At 43.4% G+C, this 23,871-nt stretch carries 22 protein-coding genes, 1 tRNA gene and 1 riboswitch; of the genes, 18 read left to right on the top strand and 5 right to left on the bottom strand.

Translation table 11 applies throughout. The annotated features are described in order from the left end of the window. Positions 1-7 precede the first annotated feature (7 nt). Positions 8-1,111: an Ltp family lipoprotein gene (locus A5878_RS09900; RefSeq protein WP_256925785.1), complete on the bottom strand. Its 1,104-nt coding sequence runs from the start codon at positions 1,109-1,111 to the stop codon at positions 8-10. Positions 1,112-1,514: 403 nt separating this feature from the next. Continuing rightward, positions 1,515-1,597 (bottom strand) — tRNA-Leu (locus A5878_RS09895). Between the two features lie 196 nt (positions 1,598-1,793). Between A5878_RS09895 and A5878_RS09890 the strand changes: the two genes are divergently transcribed. The 4 genes from A5878_RS09890 (at position 1,794) to A5878_RS09875 (ending at position 6,388) form a co-directional block, all read left to right on the top strand. Beyond that, positions 1,794-2,906: a hypothetical protein gene (locus tag A5878_RS09890; RefSeq protein ID WP_081116635.1), complete on the top strand. Its 1,113-nt coding sequence runs from the start codon at positions 1,794-1,796 to the stop codon at positions 2,904-2,906. Next, positions 2,903-4,117 (top strand): ABC transporter permease subunit, encoded by a 1,215-nt coding sequence (locus A5878_RS09885; protein ID WP_074535216.1) that lies wholly within the window; start codon positions 2,903-2,905, stop codon positions 4,115-4,117. Before A5878_RS09890 ends, A5878_RS09885 begins: the two co-directional genes overlap by 4 nt. A 10-nt stretch (positions 4,118-4,127) precedes the next feature. After that, the gene (locus A5878_RS09880) at positions 4,128-5,003 is read left to right on the top strand and encodes an ABC transporter ATP-binding protein (RefSeq protein WP_074535217.1); all 876 of its coding nucleotides are present in this window, start codon (positions 4,128-4,130) and stop codon (positions 5,001-5,003) included. Between the two features lie 167 nt (positions 5,004-5,170). Next, a complete protein-coding gene (locus tag A5878_RS09875) occupies positions 5,171-6,388 on the top strand; it encodes a pyridoxal phosphate-dependent aminotransferase (RefSeq protein WP_005229975.1) in 1,218 nt (405 codons plus the stop codon). 55 nt (positions 6,389-6,443) lie between these two features. Here A5878_RS09875 and A5878_RS09870 read toward each other — a convergent pair whose 3' ends face one another. Continuing rightward, the gene (locus A5878_RS09870; protein ID WP_005229977.1) at positions 6,444-6,623 is read right to left on the bottom strand and encodes a hypothetical protein; all 180 of its coding nucleotides are present in this window, start codon (positions 6,621-6,623) and stop codon (positions 6,444-6,446) included. Between the two features lie 159 nt (positions 6,624-6,782). Here A5878_RS09870 and A5878_RS09865 point away from each other — a divergent pair, with 159 nt between their 5' ends. The 5 genes from A5878_RS09865 (at position 6,783) to A5878_RS09845 (ending at position 14,124) form a co-directional block, all read left to right on the top strand. Beyond that, positions 6,783-7,628, top strand: a complete 846-nt coding sequence (locus A5878_RS09865; RefSeq protein WP_015509901.1) for a helix-turn-helix domain-containing protein — start codon at positions 6,783-6,785, stop codon at positions 7,626-7,628. Positions 7,629-7,696: 68 nt separating this feature from the next. Then, positions 7,697-8,842 (top strand): N-acetylglucosamine-6-phosphate deacetylase, encoded by a 1,146-nt coding sequence (gene nagA, locus A5878_RS09860; RefSeq protein WP_074535218.1) that lies wholly within the window; start codon positions 7,697-7,699, stop codon positions 8,840-8,842. A 122-nt stretch (positions 8,843-8,964) separates the two neighbouring features. Then, on the top strand, positions 8,965-9,804 hold the full coding sequence (locus A5878_RS09855; protein ID WP_074535219.1) for an SDR family oxidoreductase: 840 nt from the start codon (positions 8,965-8,967) through the stop codon (positions 9,802-9,804). Positions 9,805-9,999: 195 nt separating this feature from the next. Continuing rightward, positions 10,000-10,701 (top strand): ABC transporter ATP-binding protein, encoded by a 702-nt coding sequence (locus A5878_RS09850; RefSeq protein WP_015509898.1) that lies wholly within the window; start codon positions 10,000-10,002, stop codon positions 10,699-10,701. Next, complete coding sequence (locus A5878_RS09845; RefSeq protein ID WP_086295504.1) at positions 10,702-14,124, top strand: FtsX-like permease family protein; 3,423 nt, start codon at positions 10,702-10,704, stop codon at positions 14,122-14,124. A gap of 44 nt (positions 14,125-14,168) precedes the next feature. Here the strand turns inward: A5878_RS09845 and A5878_RS09840 are convergent, their stop codons facing one another. Then, on the bottom strand, positions 14,169-14,768 hold the full coding sequence (locus tag A5878_RS09840) for an aromatic acid exporter family protein (RefSeq protein WP_005231932.1): 600 nt from the start codon (positions 14,766-14,768) through the stop codon (positions 14,169-14,171). 98 nt (positions 14,769-14,866) lie between these two features. Between A5878_RS09840 and A5878_RS09835 the strand changes: the two genes are divergently transcribed. Continuing rightward, positions 14,867-15,829 (top strand): aromatic acid exporter family protein, encoded by a 963-nt coding sequence (locus tag A5878_RS09835; RefSeq protein WP_086295502.1) that lies wholly within the window; start codon positions 14,867-14,869, stop codon positions 15,827-15,829. A 31-nt stretch (positions 15,830-15,860) separates the two neighbouring features. On the opposite strand, the gene A5878_RS09830 is transcribed toward A5878_RS09835, so the two are convergent. Next, positions 15,861-16,817 carry a Gfo/Idh/MocA family protein gene (locus tag A5878_RS09830; protein ID WP_081116636.1) on the bottom strand — a complete coding sequence of 319 codons (957 nt, stop codon included), beginning with the start codon at positions 16,815-16,817 and terminating at the stop codon, positions 15,861-15,863. A gap of 123 nt (positions 16,818-16,940) precedes the next feature. Between A5878_RS09830 and A5878_RS09825 the strand changes: the two genes are divergently transcribed. The 8 genes from A5878_RS09825 to purK all read left to right on the top strand — a co-directional run bounded on the left by A5878_RS09825 (position 16,941) and on the right by purK (position 23,858). Further along, complete coding sequence (locus A5878_RS09825; RefSeq protein WP_074535222.1) at positions 16,941-17,444, top strand: hypothetical protein; 504 nt, start codon at positions 16,941-16,943, stop codon at positions 17,442-17,444. Positions 17,445-17,476: 32 nt separating this feature from the next. Further along, the gene (locus A5878_RS09820) at positions 17,477-18,487 is read left to right on the top strand and encodes a M15 family metallopeptidase (RefSeq protein WP_074535289.1); all 1,011 of its coding nucleotides are present in this window, start codon (positions 17,477-17,479) and stop codon (positions 18,485-18,487) included. Next, entirely contained in the window at positions 18,484-19,089 is a 606-nt protein-coding gene (locus tag A5878_RS09815; RefSeq protein ID WP_005229997.1) for a glycoside hydrolase family 73 protein, read from the top strand. The genes A5878_RS09820 and A5878_RS09815 overlap by 4 nt, the downstream gene beginning before the upstream one ends. A 20-nt stretch (positions 19,090-19,109) precedes the next feature. Beyond that, positions 19,110-19,787, top strand: coding sequence for a hypothetical protein (locus A5878_RS09810; protein ID WP_010749577.1), 678 nt, complete (start codon positions 19,110-19,112; stop codon positions 19,785-19,787). A gap of 82 nt (positions 19,788-19,869) precedes the next feature. After that, a riboswitch (purine riboswitch) is annotated at positions 19,870-19,967 on the top strand. A 76-nt stretch (positions 19,968-20,043) separates the two neighbouring features. Next, on the top strand, positions 20,044-20,625 hold the full coding sequence (locus A5878_RS09805) for a xanthine phosphoribosyltransferase (RefSeq protein WP_074535223.1): 582 nt from the start codon (positions 20,044-20,046) through the stop codon (positions 20,623-20,625). Then, positions 20,625-21,929 carry a nucleobase:cation symporter-2 family protein gene (locus A5878_RS09800; RefSeq protein ID WP_005230003.1) on the top strand — a complete coding sequence of 435 codons (1,305 nt, stop codon included), beginning with the start codon at positions 20,625-20,627 and terminating at the stop codon, positions 21,927-21,929. Before A5878_RS09805 ends, A5878_RS09800 begins: the two co-directional genes overlap by 1 nt. A gap of 329 nt (positions 21,930-22,258) precedes the next feature. Next, positions 22,259-22,747 (top strand): 5-(carboxyamino)imidazole ribonucleotide mutase, encoded by a 489-nt coding sequence (gene purE, locus A5878_RS09795; protein WP_081116637.1) that lies wholly within the window; start codon positions 22,259-22,261, stop codon positions 22,745-22,747. After that, the gene (purK, locus tag A5878_RS09790; RefSeq protein ID WP_081116638.1) at positions 22,731-23,858 is read left to right on the top strand and encodes a 5-(carboxyamino)imidazole ribonucleotide synthase; all 1,128 of its coding nucleotides are present in this window, start codon (positions 22,731-22,733) and stop codon (positions 23,856-23,858) included. The genes purE and purK overlap by 17 nt, the downstream gene beginning before the upstream one ends. The last annotated feature ends 13 nt before the right edge of the window (positions 23,859-23,871 follow it).

Genomic DNA, 23,871 nt, shown 5'->3' with positions numbered 1-23,871 from the left:
GCTTTCTTCAACGCCTGCTCGTTCCAATCAATCGTGAGCTGATCAACTGCCCATTGTGCATCATTATGGGAAACCCTTCAAATTCTAATTGTTGTATCAATCGTGCACGTGAGAAAGCCATGAGGTTCGTATAGGATTCGGCACGAGCTATCGCTCGTCTTTGTCCTGAAGATCCTTCATTCTCGGTCTGAGTTTGTTCGTCATTGTTTTGCTCTTGCTGCAAAGCCGTAGCTGCTTCTTGTTTGGCGTTTGCTTCTTGAAGCTGTTGATACACGGTAGTGACCATGTCTTGATCAATGTCATGATCAAAACCATAGGTCATCACCGCCAGCTGATGTTCATCAGAAGATTGATCGAATCGATTCATAAACATCAATGATTCACGAGGAATATTTACGGCGAGCGCTCGTAAAATCGTTTCATAGAAAGCAGCTTTTTGCTCGTCGGCAGTTTCCCGATTCAGAACAGTAAACCCAGATGCGTACTCCTCATCGGGCATCGCAAAAACGAAGACGTCAACATTCGTTACGCTTGTGTGGTAAACAGTGGCAGTGAGTCCATCGTCAAGTTCGATTGTGCGATGAAGAGTAAGCGCATCTTCTGTGAGCTGCTGAAGCTGCTCGATATCGTCTGCCAAAAGCCCCAGCTTTTCCCGCGGATCGGCTTCAGGAATCGTTTCGTTTGCTACCTCTAGTAGACTGTTGAGGTTGTCTTGATTACTGAGAATGATTGGGCTCCGTTCATGAATCGCAGCCAGAGCATGGCTATAACCAATGCGGGCAGCAAACCAAGCAGGGACATCGATCCGACGCTCCACTAACGCTCGTTCAGCGGTTGCCATCAAATCAATCGTGTGGCTGATCAATTGCTGAAGGTCTTCGTCGGAAGAATCAAGTTCTTCCAAAATAGCCAGTTCGGCTTGGCTGCCGGCAATCAGCAATTCTAAGGTCGCTGGTTGATAATAGGCCCAACCCGTTCCAGACTGGTTTGTATATTCCAGTCGTGCGTCGATGCCAAGCGCAACGGTCTCTGACAGTTCTTCATTTGCCTTCGTGCAGCCGATAAGCAAAATAACGAATGACAATAGGGTGATCAGTATTCTTTTTTTCATTAGGCTCCTTCTTTCTATCGAAAGTAACTGAGAAAACGGTCGGCAGAGGTTGGTTCATCTGGGGGAAGGAGGGGGGCAGGTGAATGGAAAAAATGTTGAAAAGATTTCCATCACAAGTTCATTCAAGCAATTGTTTCTGATACGTTAATAAGAAAAAACGGAACATTGAACTGGTTTTCATTAATACCTGTTATATTATTCATTTTATATGAAAAATATCACTAAATGCAATGATAAAAGGATTTTTATTGGATTTTTTATCTTTGGGAAAGGAAGGTTACTCTCAACTTTTGAAGAGTAGGTACTCAAGAGCAAAGCGATCGAGGGAATTCATTAAAGGATCGCCAAGGGGATCTTTTGCGCAAACAAAAAACAGCTTCCCACAATGGGGAAGCTGTAAGGATGCGGAAAATGGGATTTGAACCCACACGAGCGATTGCTCACAAGACCCTCAATCTTGCACGTCTGCCATTCCGTCATTTCCGCAAATACTATAGAAGGAAACGCAGGCTAAGGTAGTTCTGTCACGCCGCGTCTAGAAAATATCTTACCTGATTTTCAGCAGGTTTGTCAATAACTTTTCCAAATGCTATTTGAAAGAATTTTCAGACTTTAGATTGCATTTTTTTCCATAAAAGGTATGCTAAAAGAATGAATAATTATTTTTTTGAGAGGAGAGCAAATGAACTATTTTAAAAACCAACTGGCAAAAGCTGTTAAGCAGAAAGTATTCATCTTCCTACTCATTGGTGCCTTTAGTTTAGGCTGCAGTTTTTCCGTTTATTTGAAACTGATGGAACCCGTCAACTTGCCCGCTACCATTACCGCCGAAAAAGCGGAGGCCTCACGGCTTGTTGATCGCTACCAAGCCAATCAGTCGGGCTCGCCTGACCAGCAAGAGGTATATCAACTTTTGCTTGAAAATAATACACTGACCTCACGGCAGTTATCCAACTTGATTATGGAGGAATACGAACGATTTAATCAAACGAGTATTCAAATTGCAGAACTAAAAAAGCAGATTTGGGCGTCTGAAGTTGATGACAAAGCCTTTTTACCGCCTATGTGGACGATCGAACAAGAGCAAACGGTCTATCAAGCATTAGCCGAGCAAGAAAAAGAGCCGGTCCTCACGGCTGCCAATACCCAGACCGCTGTCGCTTTGGCAATAATGCTTTTACTGAATTTTGGGTTCTTCTTTTGGGCTTTTTTTGCCAGTGACAATTTGATAGAAGAAAGAGAACACTTCTCTTTGATTCGCTCGTACCCGCAGATTTTCCCGATACGGATGGTCAGTAAGGTTTTTGTCAAAACGATCACAAATTTAGGAATCTTGCTCGTGTTTTTCTTAGGCGTGTTTCTTTCAATGAGCCTTCTGGGGGAGTTCGGGGATTGGCAGTATCCAGTAGCCGTCTATCTCAATGGGGATTGGGTAGCCTTACCTTTTTGGCAGAGCGTTTTATCTAGTATGGTTTCTTTTGCCTTGCTGATTGGTTTGATCGAATGCTTAGGTTTTGTCATGAACATGGTCGCAGCCAATCGATACGTCTCTTTCTTTTTACTGGTGCTTTTTTATGGATTCGGCTTGATTCCGATGCTGCAAAAGATCCCTATATTACCAGTTCATCTAGCTGCTATGGATAAATTTTATTCGGGTGCCTTTGCTTTGGGCTCTGGCACTTCTTGGGGCGTCTATGCCAGTTGGCTGCTGACGCTGGTGTGGATCTTCCTTTGTTTAAGCATCATGCTCGTTGCAGATAAACAGAATCGCTTGTTGAGAGGAGGCAAAGGATGAAAGACTATTTTTTATTTGAATTACGACAACTCTTAAAGAGCAAGAAAACCATTGGCCTTTTTTGCTTGCTGCTGATCTACAGCGGCGTTTACAGTTTTTGGCAAAGAGACTTTCGCCCGATTGAACGAGTAGATAAAACAGAAATGCAACAACGCTATACCGTGCGACAAGATTTTCTTGATCAACAAGCAGCCAATCCTTCTGACCATTGGTCGGCAATCATGGCAGTCGAAATGTTTACACCATGGAATGAAGCAGAAAAACAACGGTTAGATGCGCTAGCCGATGAAGACTGGCAAGCTTATGCCCAAGGGACAAGTAATTGGTATCAGTTGGCCTTACAGTTTACCGATGAACGAAATGTTTTTTATACACCGGATTATTATACGTTTCAAAATTACTACGCTGGGTATGACGGGCGCTTCGGCTATGCATCAACCGCAAAACTGATGGAGGCTTTTAGCCAGCTGCCCAATAGCAAACTCTCTCAAGCAGTCATGGAGCAAAAAACGGGGGTGCAAGCATTACAGCGAAGTTTTACTGGATATTTACCGATTCTGTTGCTTGCTGTTTCTTTATTTTTGGCGATCGATTGCTTACCAAAAGAACGAAGACATAAATCCCTGTTTCTTTCACTGCCATTATCGACAGAAGAGATCCTTTGGAGCAAAACGGCAGCGTTGATGGTTGGTTCTGCAATCGCAACGCTAGGAACCATGTTCTTTATCTGGTTTGGCTCTGGAATTCAATTCGGCTTTGGTTCCTTGGAACTGCCAGTCACGATTTTATCATCGACCTTTGATGCCCGCTATCCGATCACAGATTTCAATGCTTTTGAGACCCAATCCATCGGTCTTTTTCTAAGTCAATGTTTTCTTGCAACACTTTTCTTGCAGTTTCTTTATTGTCGTGGCATCTTGCTGTTCAGTGCCCTGTTTCGCTCAGAGCTGATTAATCTGCTTGTGGCTGGTTTTTGTTTGCTTTCGCCCTTTCTTTTCCAACGGCGCTGGTTTAGTGCCTACCTTGATAAAACGCTGTATGTCTATCTGTATCAAAATGTGGGACAAGTCCTTTCAGGCTGGACACGCTTTTACTTTGGTTCTGCAGGATTTACGATTGAGAAAGGCTTACTTTTATTAGGCGGGGTTTGGCTTCTGATCGAAATGTGTTTCTTTTTGACGATCCAACGCAAAAAATTTCATTTGGCATAGGAGGAACGATATGTTAGAACTGAAAAATGTGACTGTCACGTATACGAGAAAAGTATTGGATCAACTTTCCGTTGCTTTTTCTCCCGGGGAGATCGTCGGGTTAGTCGCCCCTAACGGCACTGGGAAATCCACACTATTGAATGTGGTGATGAATTTCATCCAGCCGAATGAAGGCGCAGTATTTTTAAACGGCAGTCAAGTATATGTGACCAAAAAATCAGAAGTGGCAGCGCATCAACAAATTTCATTTTTTCCTGACCAAAATGATTTGTACAATGATTTAAGCGGACTCGAGCATTTGAAACTGTATCAGCGAATGTGGCGTTCAGAGGAACGCTTGGTGGAAGAAACGATTGCTCGTTTGCGAATGAGCGATTACATCAAACGCCCAGTGGGAACCTATTCGCTGGGGATGCGGCAACGTCTGTGCTTTGCGATGCAGATCGTGACAGATACGCCATACATGTTGATGGATGAGGTGATGAATGGCTTAGATCCGACAAATGTCGAATTGATCTCCAACGTGTTGAAAGCCTTGCGGGAGCAAAAGAAAGCAATCGTGATCGCTTCGCATATTTTGACGAATTTAGATTCTTACGCGGATCGGGTCTTGTTTTTAAAAGACGGTAAGATCATTCACGAATACCTTGGCCGAAAGTCGTTAGTCAATGAACCGTTGTATGTAAAGACGGATTCGGCGGATTTCTTGGTGGCTTTTCCAGAGTTAACGACAGTGACTATCGATCTGCAAGGGCGGATCTATCTAGTAGAAATCAGCGATCCGCAGTTGCCGCAACGTTTTATCGCAGCAGGAATCACTGATTTTTCGGTGGGGCATTTGGCGTTAAATGAATTGTACTTGAAGTATTTTCCTGAAAATTCCTGAATGAACCAAATTCAGTGGATGAACGCAGGGCAAGCGCTCTCGACCCAGAGGTGAAAAATTTTCGCCACAGTTAAAATTTTTTTGCTATAATAGGTTCAATCTGAAAAGAGATCAACGACGAGAACCAATAACCTGACGTTGACCTATGGTTAAAGGAGAAATGGAATATGAAGAAATTTTCAAAGTCGTCAAAACTTGAAGGGGTCAGTTATGATGTACGCGGCCCTGTTTTAGAAGAAGCTGATCGGATGCAAGAAGAAGGCATCAGTATCTTAAAATTAAATACTGGGAATCCCGCGCCCTTTGGCTTTGAAGCCCCAAATGAAATCGTTAGAGATTTAATCATGAATGTGCGAGAGTCGGAAGGCTATTCTGATTCAAAAGGGATTTTCTCGGCACGTAAAGCGATCGAGCAATATTATCAATTACAAAAATTTCCTGATGTGACCATCAATGATATTTACACAGGTAATGGTGTTTCCGAGCTGATCACGATGTGTATGCAAGGGTTATGTAACAATGGGGACGAAGTGCTCGTGCCGATGCCAGACTATCCTTTGTGGACTGCTTCGATCTCATTAGCTGGCGGAAAACCCGTCCATTATATTTGTGATGAACAAGCAGATTGGAATCCTGATATCGAGGATATCAAAGCCAAAGTAACCAGCAAGACGAAGGCCATCGTCATTATTAATCCAAATAATCCCACCGGTGCCGTTTATCCGAAAGAAGTTTTACAACAAATCGTCGAGGTTGCTCGTGAGCATGACTTGATCATTTTCTCCGATGAGATCTATGACCGTTTAGTCATGGATGATTATGTCCATGTACCGATTGCTACACTAGCACCAGATCGCTTCGTTGTGACGCTAGGCGGTTTGTCTAAGTCTCACCGAGTGGCAGGCTTCCGCGTTGGCTGGATGGTTCTCAGCGGGGATAAGTCCAATGTCAAAGACTATATCGAAGGCTTGAATATGTTGTCTTCGATGCGGCTGTGTTCCAATGTTTTATCGCAACAAATCGTCCAGACTGCATTAGGCGGCTATCAAAGCTCCGATGAGCTGCTGCTGCCAGGTGGTCGAATCTATGAACAAAGAGAGTTTATCTACAAGGCGATCAATGATATTCCTGGATTGTCAGCAGTGAAACCGAAAGCAGCCTTTTATATTTTTCCTAAAATTGATATTCAGCGCTTTAACATTACCAATGATGAACAATTTGTTCTCGACTTTTTACATGAACACCATATCTTGTTGGTGCACGGCGGTGGGTTCAATTGGCAACAGCCCGATCATTTCCGAATCGTCTATCTTCCTAATATGGAAGATTTAAAAACGACTGCTGAAAAAATGACAGAATTCTTGGCAGCGTATCGCCAGAAGTAAGTACATGAAAAAGCACCGCTCCTTCAGCAATCGTGAGGGAGCGGTGCTTATGTTTTTATTCGGTAACTGGTTGACAAATTTTTTTGCTGACAATCATCCGATTGGTAAACTTATCCAGCATTTCAGCACTAGGATCGGTCACTTGAACGAGGACCGAATTTTCATATTCCCGTTCGATGATCCCTTGGTATTTTTTGCCTTCCCATGTAAAAAAGATCGTACTGTCGATCGTCATCTTAACACCTCATTTGAAATTGTGGAAAAATAACAAGACATTCTTGAAATTGCTTTCCTTTTTGTCATTATGTGCTAAAATAAAGAAAATTAAAAATGCGAATTCGCATTTTTGACAAGAAACGTTCGATTTTTTTAGAATTCCCCCTGGAGGACGATTATGAAAAAAAGAGATGAATCTTTTGGTCAAAATATCCGTTCAATTCGGTTGAAACGAAAGATGACCCAGAAGATGTTAGCGGAAGATATTTGTTCGCAAAGCGTGTTAAGTCGTATCGAAAACAACGAAGAGCTGCCCAATGTCTGGGTGATGTATCAAATCTGCCAACGCTTAGGCGTCACCTTAGATCAAGTAATGATGCTTCATTCGGAAGAGATCAACAAAACCAATCAAATCTTTGCCGAGATCGAATCACACTTTGTCCATAAACAATTTCAAGAAATGCGGGAAAAAATGGAAGACAAGGCGATCAAGGATTATTTGTATCTGGATTCAGATATGCAAATGTATTACTACTATCTAGGCAGCTGTGATTATTTCCTCGATCAAAACTATGATGCCGCCCTTGAGGCGCTGAAAAAAGGATTGGCTTATTCCTATCAACAGGATAAGACCAATGTTTCGGTGATGGAAATTCGTATCCTGAGCTGCATGGGTCGCGTCTATAGTGATTTGCTGCAACTGGGTGAGGCGCGTTTTTATTTAGAAAAAGCCTACGATGCCATGCATGCCTTGCCGCCGGAGCGACTGTCCACAGCGCTGACCAAAATTTATTACAACTATGCGGTCTTTTTAAAGGAGCAACAAGAAGACTGTCGCGCGCTAAAAGTAACCAACGAAGGCATTGCCCTAGCAAGAGAGAAAAATAGCTTGTATTTTCTTGAAGAATTGTTTGAACTAAAAGGACAATTGCTTCAAAGACTAAAAGAAGAAAAAGCGGCTGAAAAAAGTTTTCAACTGTATCGTGCCGTCATGGATATTCGCCAATCTGACAAAGTGGTGTAGACCTTTCTTGACTTCTGCTACAAATAAGAGTACTTTTAAGGAAGAAAAGAAATAGAGGAGCGATCAAGATGAATAAATATATTTACGCAGACAAATTCTTTCTGAAATCAGCGGTTCATGGCCCTGGTTACTTGGAGGTCAAGGAGGGAAAATTCGGCGCGATCGTCGAAGAAGTCCCTGCTGGTGCAGACGTAGAAGATTATTCAGGCAAATGGGTAGCACCGGGTCTTGTGGATACTCATATCCACGGGTTTATGAACCATGATGTGATGGATAACGATGCAGAAGGCATCAAAGCCATGTCAGAAGGTCTTTTGTCTTGTGGTGTGACATCTTTCTTACCGACAACCTTAACATCCAGCAAAGAACGGTTGCGTGATGTTGCTGAAACCGTTGGGAAAGTCAAAGACGAAGTTACAGGAGCAAAAATCCAAGGGATCTACTTTGAAGGTCCGTTCTTTACTGAAGAACATAAAGGGGCGCAAAATCCAATCTACTTTGGTGATCCTGATATTGATACCTTCCATGAATGGCAAGAAGCTTCTGGTGGAATTATCAAAAAAATCGCCTTGGCTCCTGAGCGCGAAGGTGTGAGTGAATTTGTTTCGCAAGTGACGGAAGAAGGCGTAGTGGTTGCACTAGGGCATAGTAATGGAACGTTACAAGAAGCGCAAACAGCAGTAGAAGCTGGTGCCAGTGTCTTTGTTCATGCCTTCAACGGAATGCGCGGATTAAACCATCGTGAACCTGGAATGGTTGGTGCCTTACTTTCATTAAAAGAAGTTTTTTCTGAGTTGATTTGTGATGGCCACCATGTACATCCTCAAGCAGCTGAGATTTTGATGGAAAAAGCTGGTCACGACCATGTGGCCTTGATCACCGACTGTATGATGGCTGGCGGTATGCCAGACGGTGATTACATTTTAGGTGAATTTCCAGTAGTGGTAAAAGATGGCACGGCTCGAATGGAAACAGGCAATCTTGCTGGCAGCATCTTGAAACTAAAAGAAGCCGTGAAAAATGTTGTAGACTGGGGAATCGCTACCCCTCAAGAAGCGGTCATGATGGCAAGCTTGATCCCAGCGATCAGCTGCAAGATCGACCACGCTTGCGGTATGATCAAACAAGGTCGTCCAGCTGACTTCATTGTTTTGGATCAAGAAATGAATTTAGCAGCCACTTATTTAGATGGTGTTTGCCGTTACCAAGCATAAAATGAAACAATCTGCTTCAAGAAACAAGAAGAGAGCTTCTCTTGATCTGTTTTTTGAGCAGATTTTTTTATTTTCAGTTATGATGAAAGAAACCGGTATTCTTAGAAGGGGAAGGTGGCAAATTGAAGACGATTTTAGTTACGGGTGCCAACGCTGGCATGGGCTTTGCAACAGCCAAACAATTGGCAGAATTGGGGATGCATGTGATTTTGTATTGCCGTTCTGCCGAACGAGGGCAGGCAGCACAGCAACGTTTGAAGGAAGAGACAGGCAATCCAAGCATTGATCTAGTGATCGGTGATTTGGGGTCATTGGCTAGCGTACGCAAGTCAGCCGCTGAAATCAATGCCCGCTTTGAGAAAGTGGATGTACTGATCAATAATGCGGGCATCGTCAATTTAAAAAAAGAGCGAACAGCCGATGGATTTGAACAAATGCTGGGCGTAAACTACGTGGGGCATTTTGAACTGACCCGTCAGTTATTGCCGCTAATAAAACGTGCGGATGCTGGTAGGATCGTTAATGTTGCTTCTGGTGCTTACAAATTTGTAAAGAAAAAGGATCAGCGCTTTTTCGATGTACCGGATTTTTTACCTTGGCGGGAATATGGTCGCTCAAAAAAAGCCCTGATTTTATTTACGGATGCACTTGCCTTTCAATTGCGCAATACGACCGTTACTGCCAATGCCTTGCATCCGGGAGCTGTGGCGACCAGCTTAGGGGTCAGCCGACAAACAGGATTTGGTCAATCTGTCTACAAAATGCTCACGCCTTTTTTCAAAACACCAGAGGAAGGGTCTGATACAGCGATATATTTGGCACTAAGCCCCGAGGTAGCTGGCACTAGCGGGCGCTACTTTGTCGACCGTCAGGCAGTGCCGACGGAGATCCTTGATGAGCGGCAGCAAGCGCAAAAACTTTGGGAAGAAACCCAGCGAAGAATTGCCGACCAAGCACAATAATTGGTTTTTGTTCTTTGTCAATCAAATTAGATGGAAGTGTAAAATCGATTCTGGGACAGAATGAGCATCATTTTGTCTCAGATTTTTTAATTTGATAAAATGAGCTGCTTTTTTGCTGTTTCTTTCGCAGGAATAAGTATGATACACTATTAAGCGAGAAAGCGCATGCGGCGCTGGAATTCTTGGAGGAACATAATGAGTTATATCGAAGTTGTGAAAGAAGTGAAGAAATACACAATGGGCGACACGGTCATTGCTGCTAATGATGGTGTTTCGTTTTCTGTAGAAAAAGGAGAGATCGCACTGATCCTTGGTCCTAGTGGCGCTGGTAAGTCCACCGTTTTGAACATACTTGGCGGAATGGATCAATGTGACAGTGGCAAAGTGATCGTTGATGGAACAGATATTGCTGGCTTTGATGCCAAACAATTGACGACCTATCGCCGCAAAGATGTCGGTTTTGTCTTTCAGTTTTATAATTTGGTCCCTAATTTGACAGCCAGAGAAAACGTTGAACTCTCAGCACAAATCGTGCCAGAGGCACTTGATGCTGCTGAGATCTTGACCCAAGTTGGGCTTGGTGATCGCTTGGATCACTTTCCAGCGCAATTGTCTGGTGGCGAGCAGCAGCGAGTCACGATCGCTCGTGCTATAGCGAAGAAGCCCAAATTGCTGCTTTGTGATGAACCAACTGGGGCACTTGACTATGAAACGGGGAAACAGATTCTAGCAATTCTAGAAAAAACGGCTCGTGAGACTGGGACGACCGTTTTGATCATTACACATAACAGCGCATTGGCTCCCATGGCTGATCGTGTGATCCATATCAATGATGCAAAGGTCCGCAAGATGGAAAAAAATACTCATCCGATTCCAATTGCCTCTATTTCTTGGTAAATGCCTATGAAAAAAACATTATTACGTTCCAGTTTACGTGAAATTAGGCAAGCACCCGGGCGGTTTTTGTCCATATTAGGCATTATCTTCTTAGGGGTCGCTTTTTTTGTGGGGATCAGTGCAACAGGTCCGAATATGGAACAAGCTGCTGAAGATTACTTTGCTCGCCAGAAATTAGCGGACTTTACGATTGCGTCAACTTTAGGGTTGTCGACTGCCGATCGGGAAATCATTGAAGAAATGCCTGGTGTCACGTCTGTTGAAGCAGAGCAGATCGCCGATATCAATGCCGAAAATCACCGTGCCGTGATCCGTGTCTTTTCCCTTTCGAAGGAGCGACAAGTCAATCAATATCAGGTGACTTCTGGTCGATTGCCGCAAAAGTCAGGGGAAATTGCTTTGGATCAAGCGGCACAAAGCAGCGATGGGTTTGCACTAGATGAAACTTTTGAACTGCCAAAAAGCGGTGAAAACCAGCTAGCAACGCACACTTACACGATCGTTGGCTTTGTCAATAGTCCCGAATTTATTGAGAATTTTCATCGAGGCAATAGTACCGTTGGGAATGGGACAGTCGATTACTTTGCAGTAATTCCAGAAGAAGATTTTAAAGAAACTGCGTATGCTAGATTGTTAGTTCGTTTTGATGAGCTATCGCAAGTGACTAGCTATTCAGAAGCATATCAGACAAAAAGGGATCAAGTAAGTGATGAAGTAGAAGAACGGTTGGCTCCGCGGGCACAAGGACGTCGGCAAGAGTTGATCGATGAAGCGCAACCAGCGATTGATGAAGCCAAAGAACAGATCCGTGATGGCGAAGAGGCATTGCAGCAAGCGCAAGCGGAACTTGACGACGCAACAGAGAAATTGGCGCAGGCGCATCAGGAGTTGACGGAACAAGAAGTAGCTTTTCAGACAGAGATTCAAACTGCCCAAGAGCAATTGAATGTAGAAGCGCAAAAATTAGCTGAGGGGAAACAGGCATTGATCGAAAATCAACGCCTGCTAGATCAAAATGAACAAGCATTGATTCAGCAAGAAGCCCAAGTACAGTCAGCCCAAGCTCAGTTGGCACCCGTTTTGGCACAAAGACCTGAACTACAAAGGGGTATCCAGCAGGTAGAGGAGCAACTGGCGCTGGCATACCAAGGCATGGATCAAATCAGAAGTGTGAGTCAACTTTCTGCAGAGGAGCAAATGTCCCAGCTGCCTACCGTCTATGCACAAATAACAGCCGCTCTGGCACAGTTGAACCTGCCGACAGATGTCCTTGGTCCGGTTCCTGATCTGGAGGAAATCGATGAAACGATGATTGCTACTATGCTGACGGCAGCTGAAGATACATTGCGTCCACTTATTGCCGAAGGTGAGCAACAACGTGCTCAATTACTTGGGCAATTGTCTACGATCAATGACCAAGAAGCGCAACTTCAGCAGGCACAACAGCAAGTCAATGCTGGCTGGAGCCAAATCAGAGCTGGGCGCCAAGAATTGGCACAAGCGCAGACCCAGATCACCCAAGGAGAGACGCAGCTAAGCGACGCTCGTGAGACCTTAGCTTCTGAAAAAGCCAAGGGTCAGTCTTTATTAGCTGCTGGTTGGCAAGAATATCGAGAAAACGAAGCAACCCTTCAAGAAAAGGTTGACGAATTTAAAGAAAGAGCACCAAAAGAACGCGAAAAACTTGAAGATGCCAAAAAAGAAGTTGCTGAAAAAGAGCAGGAATTGTTGGATCTAAAACCGGCAGTTTATCGTGTCGCAAACCGCGATGCGAACCCTGGTTATTCAGAGTACCAAGACAATGCGGAACGGGTTTCTTCGTTAGCGACGATTTTCCCAGTTATCTTCTTTTTGATTGCAGCGTTAGTCAGTCTAACCACCATGACGCGGATGATCGATGAAAAACGTAGTGAGATCGGTACATTGAAAGCATTGGGCTATCGTAACTGGGAGATTGGACAGAAATTTTTGCTTTATTCCTCTGCAGCAGGAATCACAGGTGCTGTATTGGGTCTAGCAGTCGGCTTTTCCTTTTTTCCAGCAATCATCATTCAAGCTTATGGACCGCTTTACAATCTCACGGAGTATGACACCCCATGGTATTTGCGGCTTTCATTGATTGCTGTGGGAGTCAGCTTGCTTTGCACCATCGGTATCGCGTTGCTGGTTTTACGATTTGATTTAAGACAGTCATCCGCTTCATTGTTACGACCAAAGGCACCCAAAACAGGAAAACGAATTCTCTTAGAAAGAATCACCGTTATATGGCGGCATTTAAGTTTTATTCAAAAAGTTACAATGCGAAACCTGTTTCGCTACAAGTCAAGAATGCTCATGACCATCTTAGGGATCGCCGGATGTACGTCAATGATCTTGACTGGATTTGGCCTAAGAGATTCCATCAGTAATATCATTCCTTTACAGTTTGAGAAAATCTGGCAGTATCAGGCGGTGATCACCTTTGATGATGAGGATTCTGAAGCAATGAGTGAAACAAAAGCCGCCGCAGAAGAAATTGAAGGCTTTGAAGCAGGGTTATTCTTGCATACGGAAAGTCTGACGTTGGCTCAATCGGGGGTCACGCAGCAAGAAGTAACCGTCACCGTGCCAGAAGATCCTGCGGCTTTATCGAGATTTGTCCACTTGAATGATCGGGTTTCAGGAGAAGCTTACGAGCTAGAAGGAGAGGGCGCCATCATCAATGAAAAGCTTGCTAAGTTGTTTGGATTATCGGTGGGTGATATGATAACGTTGACGAATGAAAGCGGCGAAGCATTTGAACTGAATGTGGCTGCAATCGCAGAAAACTACACAGAGCATTTTGCTTATTTGACCCCAGATGCGTATCAAAAGATCTTTCAGGCCGCCCCTTCTTACAACAGTGAGTTATTGAAATTCAGTCAGCGTTTGACGAAATCGGAGGAAGAAGCGATCGCGGCTGATTTGATGGCACAAGACAATGTCATCAATGTTTCCTTCCTCTCAGCTTCAGCGGATGCCTTAGATGACACGACAGCAACCTTGAACATCGTCATCTGGATCTTGATCTCGTCTGCGGGGGCATTAGCCTTTATCGTGTTGTACAACTTGAACAACATCAATATAGCGGAACGCATTCGCGAGTTGTCGACCATCAAAGTATTGGGCTTTTATGATCGAGAAGTGACCATGTACGTCTTTCGTGAAAATATCTTTCTGACGATCTTCGGCATTGCATTTGGTTTATTATTAGGGGTGCTTCAGCATCAATTTGTCTTACAGACCATTGAAGTCGATATCGCCATGTTTTCACCGACAGTCGAACCAATGAGCTATGTGTATGCCGCTGGATTGACCTGCTTATTTTCAAGCGTGGTAGGGATCGCAATGTATTTCAAACTGAAACATGTCAATATGATCGATGCACTGAAAGCCAATGAGTAACAAAAACAGCCTTTTCTCAGAATGATTCTGGAAAAAGGCTGTTTTTATTTTTCTTGTTTTTCTTGTTCGGAAATCTCACCTTGGACTTCTTCTAGCATGGCTTTTAGTTCAAGCTCTTTTTGCCTCAGCACCACCAGATCTTCTTGGATCTCATCCTTTTTCTCTTCCTCAGGTGGTCGAATGACGAAATTGATCGATAGGGCAACTAACGTGCCGATAAAGGTGTCCAATACACGGTCTAAGGCGAAGATGATCGATTCCCCTTGAGGGACACTGGAAGTGATCAAAAGCATCGTCGCAATAGCAGAGATAATGCCAGAATTGTTATTGATGCCATCTGAAAAAACGATGACAAAAATGACTAGCGCTGGCAAGACAAACAATTCGATCAGAAAGTCATTTTGAAAATATTGCTTCGTCAAAAAGTAAAAAATAGCTGTACCGCCGCCGATCGTATTTCCTAATACCCGTGACTTCCCAAAAGAGATCGTTGTGGTCAGGTCTTGTCGCAAAGAAAAGACAGCCGACAAGGCAGCAATCAATGGTTGGCCACGATCAAGAAAATGAAAGAGCAGAATACAAAGCATGACAGCAATGGCTGTTTTTATCGTTCGCATACCCAAGCGAAAACGCCCCAGTTTCATGGTCAAATGCCCCCTTTACTTAATCATACCCAAAGCAGTTGAGAAATTCTAGTCTTATTCCTCACAATTTAGTATACTTTTCACAGGAGGTGACAAAAATGAAAATCGGAATGAGGACCGTGAAAACGGCGATTGCTGCTGGTTTATCAATGTTTCTGGCACAACAGATCGGTCTTTTGTATGCGCCAGCCGCAGGGATCATCGCCATTTTAAGCGTCGGTAATACAAAGAAAACGTCACTTTTTACGGGAATCGGGCGTTTGATCTCTTTGGCGATCGCTACGCTCTTAGCTTTTGTCAGCTTCCATTTATTAGGCTTTGGGCCGATAGGATTTGTTCTTTTTCTCTTTCTCTTTATCCCAACCGCTGTCTATTTCAATTTGACCGATGGGATCGTCGTCAATTCTGTCTTGGTGACCCATTATATGATGGAACGTTCGTTTGCTTGGCCACTGATTGGGAATGCTTTTTTATTGATGGGTATTGGCATTGGCTTTGCACTTTTGTTCAATTTATATATGCCAGATGGCGAACGAGCATTGAAAGAAAGACAGCAATTAGTGGAAGAAATGTTTAAAAGTCTTTTAAAAGACATGTCGATTGCCTTAACTGAAAAAGAAAAGGCGACGCTTCCCCAGGTCTGCCAAACGCTTTTGGGGGATATCAAGCAAGGCAAACAACAAGCAATGGTGCATAGTGAAAATCAATGGCGAGGAGAAGCCTCCTATTATGAAGAGTACTTTACCATGCGCCAAAGTCAGGCACGCTTACTCTTAGAAATGGTTGACTTATTGCAGTTTTTTTGGGTAGAAGAAGCCTATACAAATGCGTTTCAAGAGTTGCTATCCTTTACTGCCGAGTCCTTTCACGAAAATAACGATGGGAAAGAGATCTTGGCAAAAATTGCTGCGCTTTATGAAGATTATCGACAAAAGCCATTGCCCCAAACAAGAGCAGAGTTTGAAAATCGCGCTCAGCTGTTTCAGTTTCTGCAAACCTTTAAAAGTTTTATTGAAATCAAAGCCGACTTTTCTGATCAAATGCAAACAATGGCACGCTAAAAAAGACTCCCAAAATGGAGTCTTTTTCATTTTACTGCTGTTCCCAAAAAGCCTGCATTTGATCAAGAACGTCAATGACATCGGTGGTCAAGTGGATCGATCCTGCGATCTCGCCATCGATGGCTTTGATCATATTGGCAATTTCATAATTAAGGGCTTGACTGCTGTCGCCAGCTTCAATCATTTCATTTGTTCCATCTCGGAAATGGATCACGGCTTTGTCCGCACGAGGGTATTCATCTACGGTAATGTATCCTTCTTCGAAAGCGACGATACCGGTTTTAGGCATTTTCGCTTGGAAAGTCAGCGTGACACTAGCCATTTCATCGGCTGGATTTTGTAGGATCGTGACTGATTGTTCATCCACACCTGTAGAGAAGGGCTTCATGCTGCTAAACGTCACTTCTGGTGTATCCGTCATGAAAAAGCGGGCAAATGAAACAGCATACGTACCGATATCCAATAAAGCACCGCCGCCTAAATCTGGATTGAAGAAACGATTGCTTGGGTCTGGATCTTTGTAGCTGCCAAATGGCGCTTGGATCATTTTTAATTTTCCTAAGCGTCCGGCATCGATCTCTTCTTTCAACTGAGCATAAACCGGCATATTGAAAATCGTCATTGCTTCTTCTAAGATTAGGTTTTTTTCTTTGGCTAAGGCTAGTTCTTCCGCCAGCTCATCGGCACTGGTGGTGATGGCTTTTTCGCAGAGGACATGTTTTCCTGCCATCAGAGCTTTCATAATAAATTCATGATGAAGATCATTAGGTACTGCAATATAAACAATATCGATTTGCGGATCTTCTAACATGGCATCTGTGCTTTCATAAGCATGGGGAATAGAGTGTTTCTCAGCAAATGCTTGGACTTTAGGGAAACTCCGGGCACTGACCCCATGTAGTTCACTTGCTTCATTAGAAAAGCCAGCAGCAAATTGCGTTGCGATATCTCCGAGGCCAATCATTCCCCAACGGTATTTTTTCATCATTGATCATCTCCTTCGTATTTAGTATAACAAAAGAAATCAATTCTTTAAAATAATCAAAAACAATCGCAAAAAGTTTCCATTACGGCTGACTTTCAGTAAAATATAGAAGAGGAGGGATAACATATGCATAATGTATCAATTGCAATTATTTTAAATACCATCATCGAGCAATACGCATCAGAAAAACAGTTTTATGAAACACAATTAGGCATCAACGAGGAGCAATGGGAAGCATGGAAAAATGGCACAATGAGTCTGTCACCTGCTGAAAATCAGAAAGTGAAGCTGCTGTTTTCAGATTATGAATGGATGTTGATCCAAAAAATCATTCGGCAAACCGTCATTTATCCAGAAAAACGCAATCAAGCGGTCGTCGAGTTCAAAAAAATGAAGACCCAAATCGCCAGAACGTGGTTAGCAAGCGATTTAGCGAAGGTCGAATTGTTAACAGAATCTGAAGAAACAGCCCAATACCTTGATTTGAGAGTCAGTATTACGTATGATGAGTGGGGTTATGATGATATACTAAACTTCCGATTGCCCGCTTTTGTTCAGCAGCAAATTCGCAATGAAAAAATCGAACTGTTGGAGTGGGTCAAAGAAAATCTGGAAGAAACTTACAACTAAAGGTAGGATATTTTTTGAAAAAGTATTATGGAATGGCTGCGGCGGCGGGCTTCTTGTTTCTGGTTCTTTTAACCATTCAAGTGAACCGAGTGACCGCAGTCACCCCAACAAAGAGTGCAAGTATCGCTCGTTCAACAGATCAAGCAACAACGAGTGAAACAACAGAAACAAATGAAAAAGAGCCAAATGGGAACACGCAAGAGTCACAAGAACAAGCAAGTGCTAGTGATGAAGTGAACGAAGAGGATTTCCCAACCGTTTCATTGGATGATTGGTCATTGGTTTTGGTTGGACCAAACAATAAAATCGAAAATGAAATTGCCCAAAAAGATTTAGGGAAATTGTCGAATGGCTATCTCGTCGATCAACGCATCGTTTCAGCTTATGAAAAGCTGGCAGATGCCGCAAAAGCTGCAGGACATCCTTTGGCGATGGTCTCTGCCTACCGTTCAGTAGCGTATCAAGAGGAGATATTCAATGCCAATGTCAACACCCTGATGAGTCAAGGTCATACAAAAGAAGAAGCAATTCGGATCACGAAACTGACCTTTACTGAGCCTGGCTATAGCGAACACCATACTGGGCTTGCTGTTGATGTTGTGGATCAGGATTGGTATCAAAATCATACTGGAGAGCTGCTCAATGAGGGGTTCGGTGATACCGAGGGTGGAAAATGGTTACAGGCTCATGCAAGAGAGTATGGGTTTATCATCCGTTACCCGAAAGGAAAACATGCTATTACGCAAATCGATTATGAGCCTTGGCATCTACGATATGTGGGGGTCGAAGTGGCAACCTACATTGAGGAGCAGGAGTTGACCTTTGAAGAGTTTCTCGAAGAAGCAAAAGAACACATCGCTCGAAAAGAAGCAGAACTGTCCTCTCACGAATGGGAAGATCCTCTGGCAGAGGACTGGATCTATGAGGGTTCTCTTGCTAAAAGTCAAGAAAGCAGTGAGCTTACACAAGATGAGTTGTTGCTGAATGGAGGCAATTTGTTTTCTAAAACTGTGTTTAGTCAGACAAAGGAAGTGAAAAAATGAGCGCAAGACGAAAAAAACAGAAGACTCGTTTCCCATTAGTCTTTCTAGGGTTATTCTTGATTGGGATTGCCTTTATTTTTTCCTTGAATAGTTTGGCAGACCCCCTTCCAAAAGAGGAAGAAACAAACACGGAAGCCATCTCTCATGAAGAATTTATTGATCGCATCGCTCCTTACGCACAAGAACTGCAAAAGGGCTACGGGATTTTACCTAGTATCATTATTGGACAGGCGATTCTTGAATCAGATTGGGGTCAAAGTTCTCTAGCCAGTGAATACAATAATTTATTTGGGATTAAGTCGTTTGGCCATTCAAAAAAGGTGACATTAGATACCCAAGAGTTTTATAATGGAGAATGGGTCACGATTCAAGGAGATTTTCGTGTCTATGATACTTGGGAAGAATCAATGGATGATCATACGATGTTGTTTGTAAATGGTGTGGATTGGAATCCTGCGCTTTATGTAAATGTCTTGACAGCAAACGACTACCGCAGTGCCGCACAAGCATTACAAGATGCAGGGTATGCAACGGATCCAGATTATGCCAGCAAAATCATTCAAGTAATTGAAACCTACCAATTGAATCGATTTGATCAATAAGAAAAGAGAGTTGGCTGCTTATGGAAGAAAAATATATGCCAAAAATCACCACCGATTTGCGTAAAGATATCGTGAAAGTGCCTAAAGTTATTCGAGAGGCTAGCGGTATTCAAATATTTGGAAAACAAATCCGCTCCATTATTTTCACAACGGATATTGCGATCATCCGCAATACAAATGCGGATGCTGTGATTGCGGTCTATCCTTTTACACCGCACCCAGCAATTACGAAAGCAATCATCGAAGCAGCAGATATTCCAGTGTTTTCTGGTGTCGGCGGGGGCTTGACCCAAGGATTTCGCTCGTCTTATATGAGCATGTTTGCTGAAGCCCAAGGATCGATCGGGGTCGTCTTAAACGGACCAACGCCACTGAAAACTGTGGAGCAAGTCTGTAAAGTTGTAGATATTCCCGTTATCAGTACCGTAACGAGTAAGTATACCGAAATTGATGCCAAACTTGAAGCTGGTGTGAAAGTCATCAATATCAGTGCTGGCAAGGACACAGCAGATACCGTGGCTTTCTTCCGTAAAAAATATCCGAAGCTGCCGATCATCGCAACCGGTGGACCAACCGATGAAAGCATCTTAGAAACGATTGAAGCAGGCGCTAATGCCATCACCTACACACCGCCGTCCAATGGGGAGCTTTTCAGTAAAAAGATGGAACACTATCGCGATATGGAGAAGCCAGAGTAGGAAATGATCCGCAAATGAGAATATTTTTATTTATAAAGGGCATTCCATGCTTGTGTTTTTAATCAAAGACAGGCATAATCGAATCTATCATTTAAAAATTACTTGTATATCGTCGAAATATGGTCGACAGTCTCTACCCGATACCGTAAATATCGGACTATAAGTAAAAATCGTGCCTGTTAGACACTTTTTTTGCTTTGGCAAAAAGAGTGTCTTTTTTTTCAGGATGGAATAGAAAGGAACGAGGAGAGCTAGGATGGAAAAATTAGTTGAGCGTATCAAAACACATGGAAATGTGCTGGGCGAAGGGGTTCTTAAAGTGGACCAATTTTTGACCCACCAAGTGGATTATGAGTTGATGAAAGAAATCGGTACAGTCTTCGCGGAACGGTTTCAAGGAAGCGGCATCACAAAAGTAGTGACCATCGAAGCTTCAGGGATCGCACCAGCGCTTTATACTGCAGAACAGTTACAAGTACCAATGATCTTTGCCCGTAAAGCAAAGAGTTTGACGATGGATGAAGAGCTTCTGACTGCATCTGTCTATTCCTTTACTAAGCAAGTGACCAGCCAAGTATCGATTTCCAAGAAATTTTTGTCTTCAGATGATACGGTCTTGATTATTGATGATTTCTTAGCAAACGGACAAGCTGCAAAAGGATTGATCGAATTGTGTCAGCAAGCAGGAGCAAAAGTCGTTGGCATTGGGATCGTAATTGAAAAATCATTCCAAACTGGTCGACAATTGCTTGAGGAGATGGGGATTCCTGTTGTTTCACTAGCACGGATCGCCTCATTGTCGGAAGGCCAAGTTAGCTTTTTAGAAGGAGATGCCTAATGAAAGAAACGAATAGCCGTTCAGCAGTTTTAGGCTTGCAACATTTGCTAGCGATGTATGCAGGAGCTGTTGCCGTTCCTTTGTTGATTGGAACAGGTCTGGGCTTCAATGAAGCTCAGATGACGTATTTGATCTCGATCGATATTTTCATGTGCGGAATCGCTACGCTTTTGCAATTAGTTGTTACCCGCTTTTTCGGGATCGGCCTACCAGTCGTTTTAGGCTGTGCCATCCAAGCTGTCTCCCCATTGATTTTGATTGGCACCAAATCAGGGATCAGTGCGATTTACGGAGCGATCATTGCCGCTGGGATTTTCATTGTTCTGATCGCTGGCATTTTTTCGAAAATCAAAGTCTTGTTCCCCCCATTGGTGACAGGAACGGTGATTACCGTCATCGGCTTGACCTTGATTCCAGTCGCCATCACCAAAATCGGTGGAGGGGATGCCGCAGCTGCTAACTTTGGTGATCCAACGAATTTATTGTTAGGCTTTGTGACGATTGCCTTGATCATTGGGGTGCAGGTCTTTGGGAAAGGCTTTATTCGCTCGATTGCCGTTTTGATTGGTTTGATCGGTGGGACCATTTTAGCAGCGCTCTTAGGATTGGTGGATCTTTCTGCCATCGCCCATGCGCCTGTGTTTCATTTGCCTCAGCCTTTTTATTTCGGCTTACCATCCTTTGATCTGTGGTCGATCGTTTTGATGATCATTATTTCCATCGTGAGTCTGGTAGAGTCCACTGGCGTTTATTTTGCGCTGGGAGATATTACTGAAAAACCGATTACAGGCAATGACTTAAAGCGCGGCTATCGTGCGGAAGGCTTGGCGGTGATCCTTGGGGGGATCTTCAATACATTCCCTTATACTGGATTTTCACAAAATGTAGGTTTGGTTCAACTTTCAGGTATTAAGACACGACGCCCGATTTTCTTTTCAGCTATCTTTTTGATCGTATTAGGGCTGTTTCCAAAAGTTGGTGCCATTGCGCAAATCATTCCAGAAGCAGTACTGGGAGGCGGCATGTTAGTGATGTTTGGCATGGTCGCTGTTCAAGGGATGCGAATGCTGAGCAAAGTTGATTTTATGAATGACAAGAACTTGTTAGTGATTGCGGTCTCGATCGGTTTTGGTTTAGGGTTCAATATGATGCCAACCTTATTCAGTCAGATGCCTGAAACCGTCCAAATGTTTACAGGCAATGGGATCGTCATGAGTAGTTTGACAGCCATTGTTTTGAACCTGTTCTTCAATGGATTGCCGAAAGAAACAGACGAAGTTACGGAATTGAGCTTGCAACAGTAAGTCGATTTGATCCAGACGAGGATTCGTCTGGATTTTTTGTATTGTTCCTTTATTTGTCTTTTTCCTACCAAACAGAAAGACTGAATAGTTTTATTAGCCATAAAAACGAACGATCCAATGTTAAGCTAGCAAATAGTTCGAAAATATTTTGACATTGCTCCGGCAACTCGTTACTATTTAAAGGTGAAAGTGATTGTTAGTCATAACGTGTTATGCAAGGGGCGTTGGGTCGCAGTGACAAACTGCTGCTAACAAACTAATTTCGTGAGAAAATGCTTCTGAGCTTGTTTCAGAAGAAACTAGTAAAAAATCGTTGGAGGGAAAATCAAATGAAACCAGCAGTTGCAGTGATTATGGGGAGCAAGTCAGATTGGGAAACAATGAAGGAGTGCTGCTTGATTTTAGATGAGTTAGCGATACCTTATCAGAAAAAAGTCGTTTCGGCACATCGTACACCAGATTTGATGTTCGAATTTGCCGAAACTGCTCGTGCAGAAGGAATCAAAGTCATTGTCGCAGGAGCAGGAGGAGCAGCCCATTTGCCGGGAATGGTGGCAGCTAAAACAACATTGCCGGTTATTGGTGTACCCGTGCAATCCCGCGCGTTAAATGGTTTAGATTCCCTTTTATCCATCGTGCAAATGCCGGGTGGTGTACCAGTGGCAACAACAGCGATCGGAAAAGCTGGCGCAACTAACGCAGGACTACTTGCAGCGCAGATGCTTTCCATGTATGATTTAGAGATAGCGGAGAAATTAAACGCGCGAAGAAATTCATTAAAAGAAATCGTATTGGAAAGTAGTGATCAACTTGATTAAACCTTTAATGCCCAACGCAACGATCGGAATCGTTGGCGGAGGACAGCTAGGTCGTATGATGGCAATGAGTGCCAAAGAAATGGGCTTTCGGGTTGGCGTTTTAGACCCTACTGCCAATTGTCCAACAGCCCAAGTCGCTGACTGGCATATTGTTGCTGCCTATGATGATGTGTTTGCTTTAGAAGAAATGGCTCGACGTGCCGATGTAATCACCTATGAATTCGAAAATGTCAGTGTTGAAGCATTGAACTCTATTTTGCCTTACTCACATATCCCTCAAGGCACCGATCTGTTAGCAATCACTCAAGACCGTTTATTAGAAAAGTCATTTCTAGAGGCTAACAATATCGTGATTGCACCTTATGCCACGATCATCAGTCCGACGGATATCCAAGATGCCATCGACAGTATCGGTTATCCCTGTGTGTTAAAAACGACTAGAGGCGGTTATGACGGAAAAGGGCAGCACGTCTTATACAGTACCGCAGATTTAGCGCCTTCGATGAACTTGCTGCGTGAAGGGACGTGCGAATTAGAAGCGTGGATTCCTTTTGAGAAAGAATTGTCGATTTTAGTTGCTGGTAATGGAGAAACCTTTACCACTTTCCCAGTGGTAGAAAACATCCACCGCAACAATATTTTGCATCAAACGATCGCTCCTGCGCGCATTGATCCAGAAGTTGCCGAAGAAGCCAAACGGATCGCTCATATTATTGCGAAGGCCTTGTATCTGCAAGGCGTTTTAGCCATCGAAATGTTCTTGACTAAAAGCGGCGGCTTGTATGTCAATGAGTTGGCACCGCGACCGCATAATTCTGGTCACTATTCGATCGAAGCTTGTTCCATGAGTCAGTTTGATGCCCATATCCGGGGGATCTGTGGCTGGCCATTACCAGAAGTGTCATTGCTTTCACCAGCAGTCATGGTCAATGTTTTAGGCGATGAATTGACAGAAACGTATGAGTTGATTGCCACAAAACCTGCTTGGCAATTCCATTACTATGGCAAAGAAGAAGCGAAAACCGGGCGTAAAATGGGTCATATCACTGTTTTGACGGAAGATATCGCAGAGACCACTGAAGAAATCTATCAAACCAATATTTGGGATTAAAGGAGATAATAAC

The organism is Enterococcus sp. 3G6_DIV0642 (genome assembly GCF_002140635.1).
GTDB lineage: Bacteria > Bacillota > Bacilli > Lactobacillales > Enterococcaceae > Enterococcus_D > Enterococcus_D casseliflavus.
This window is presented reverse-complemented; position numbering and strand designations above follow the sequence as displayed.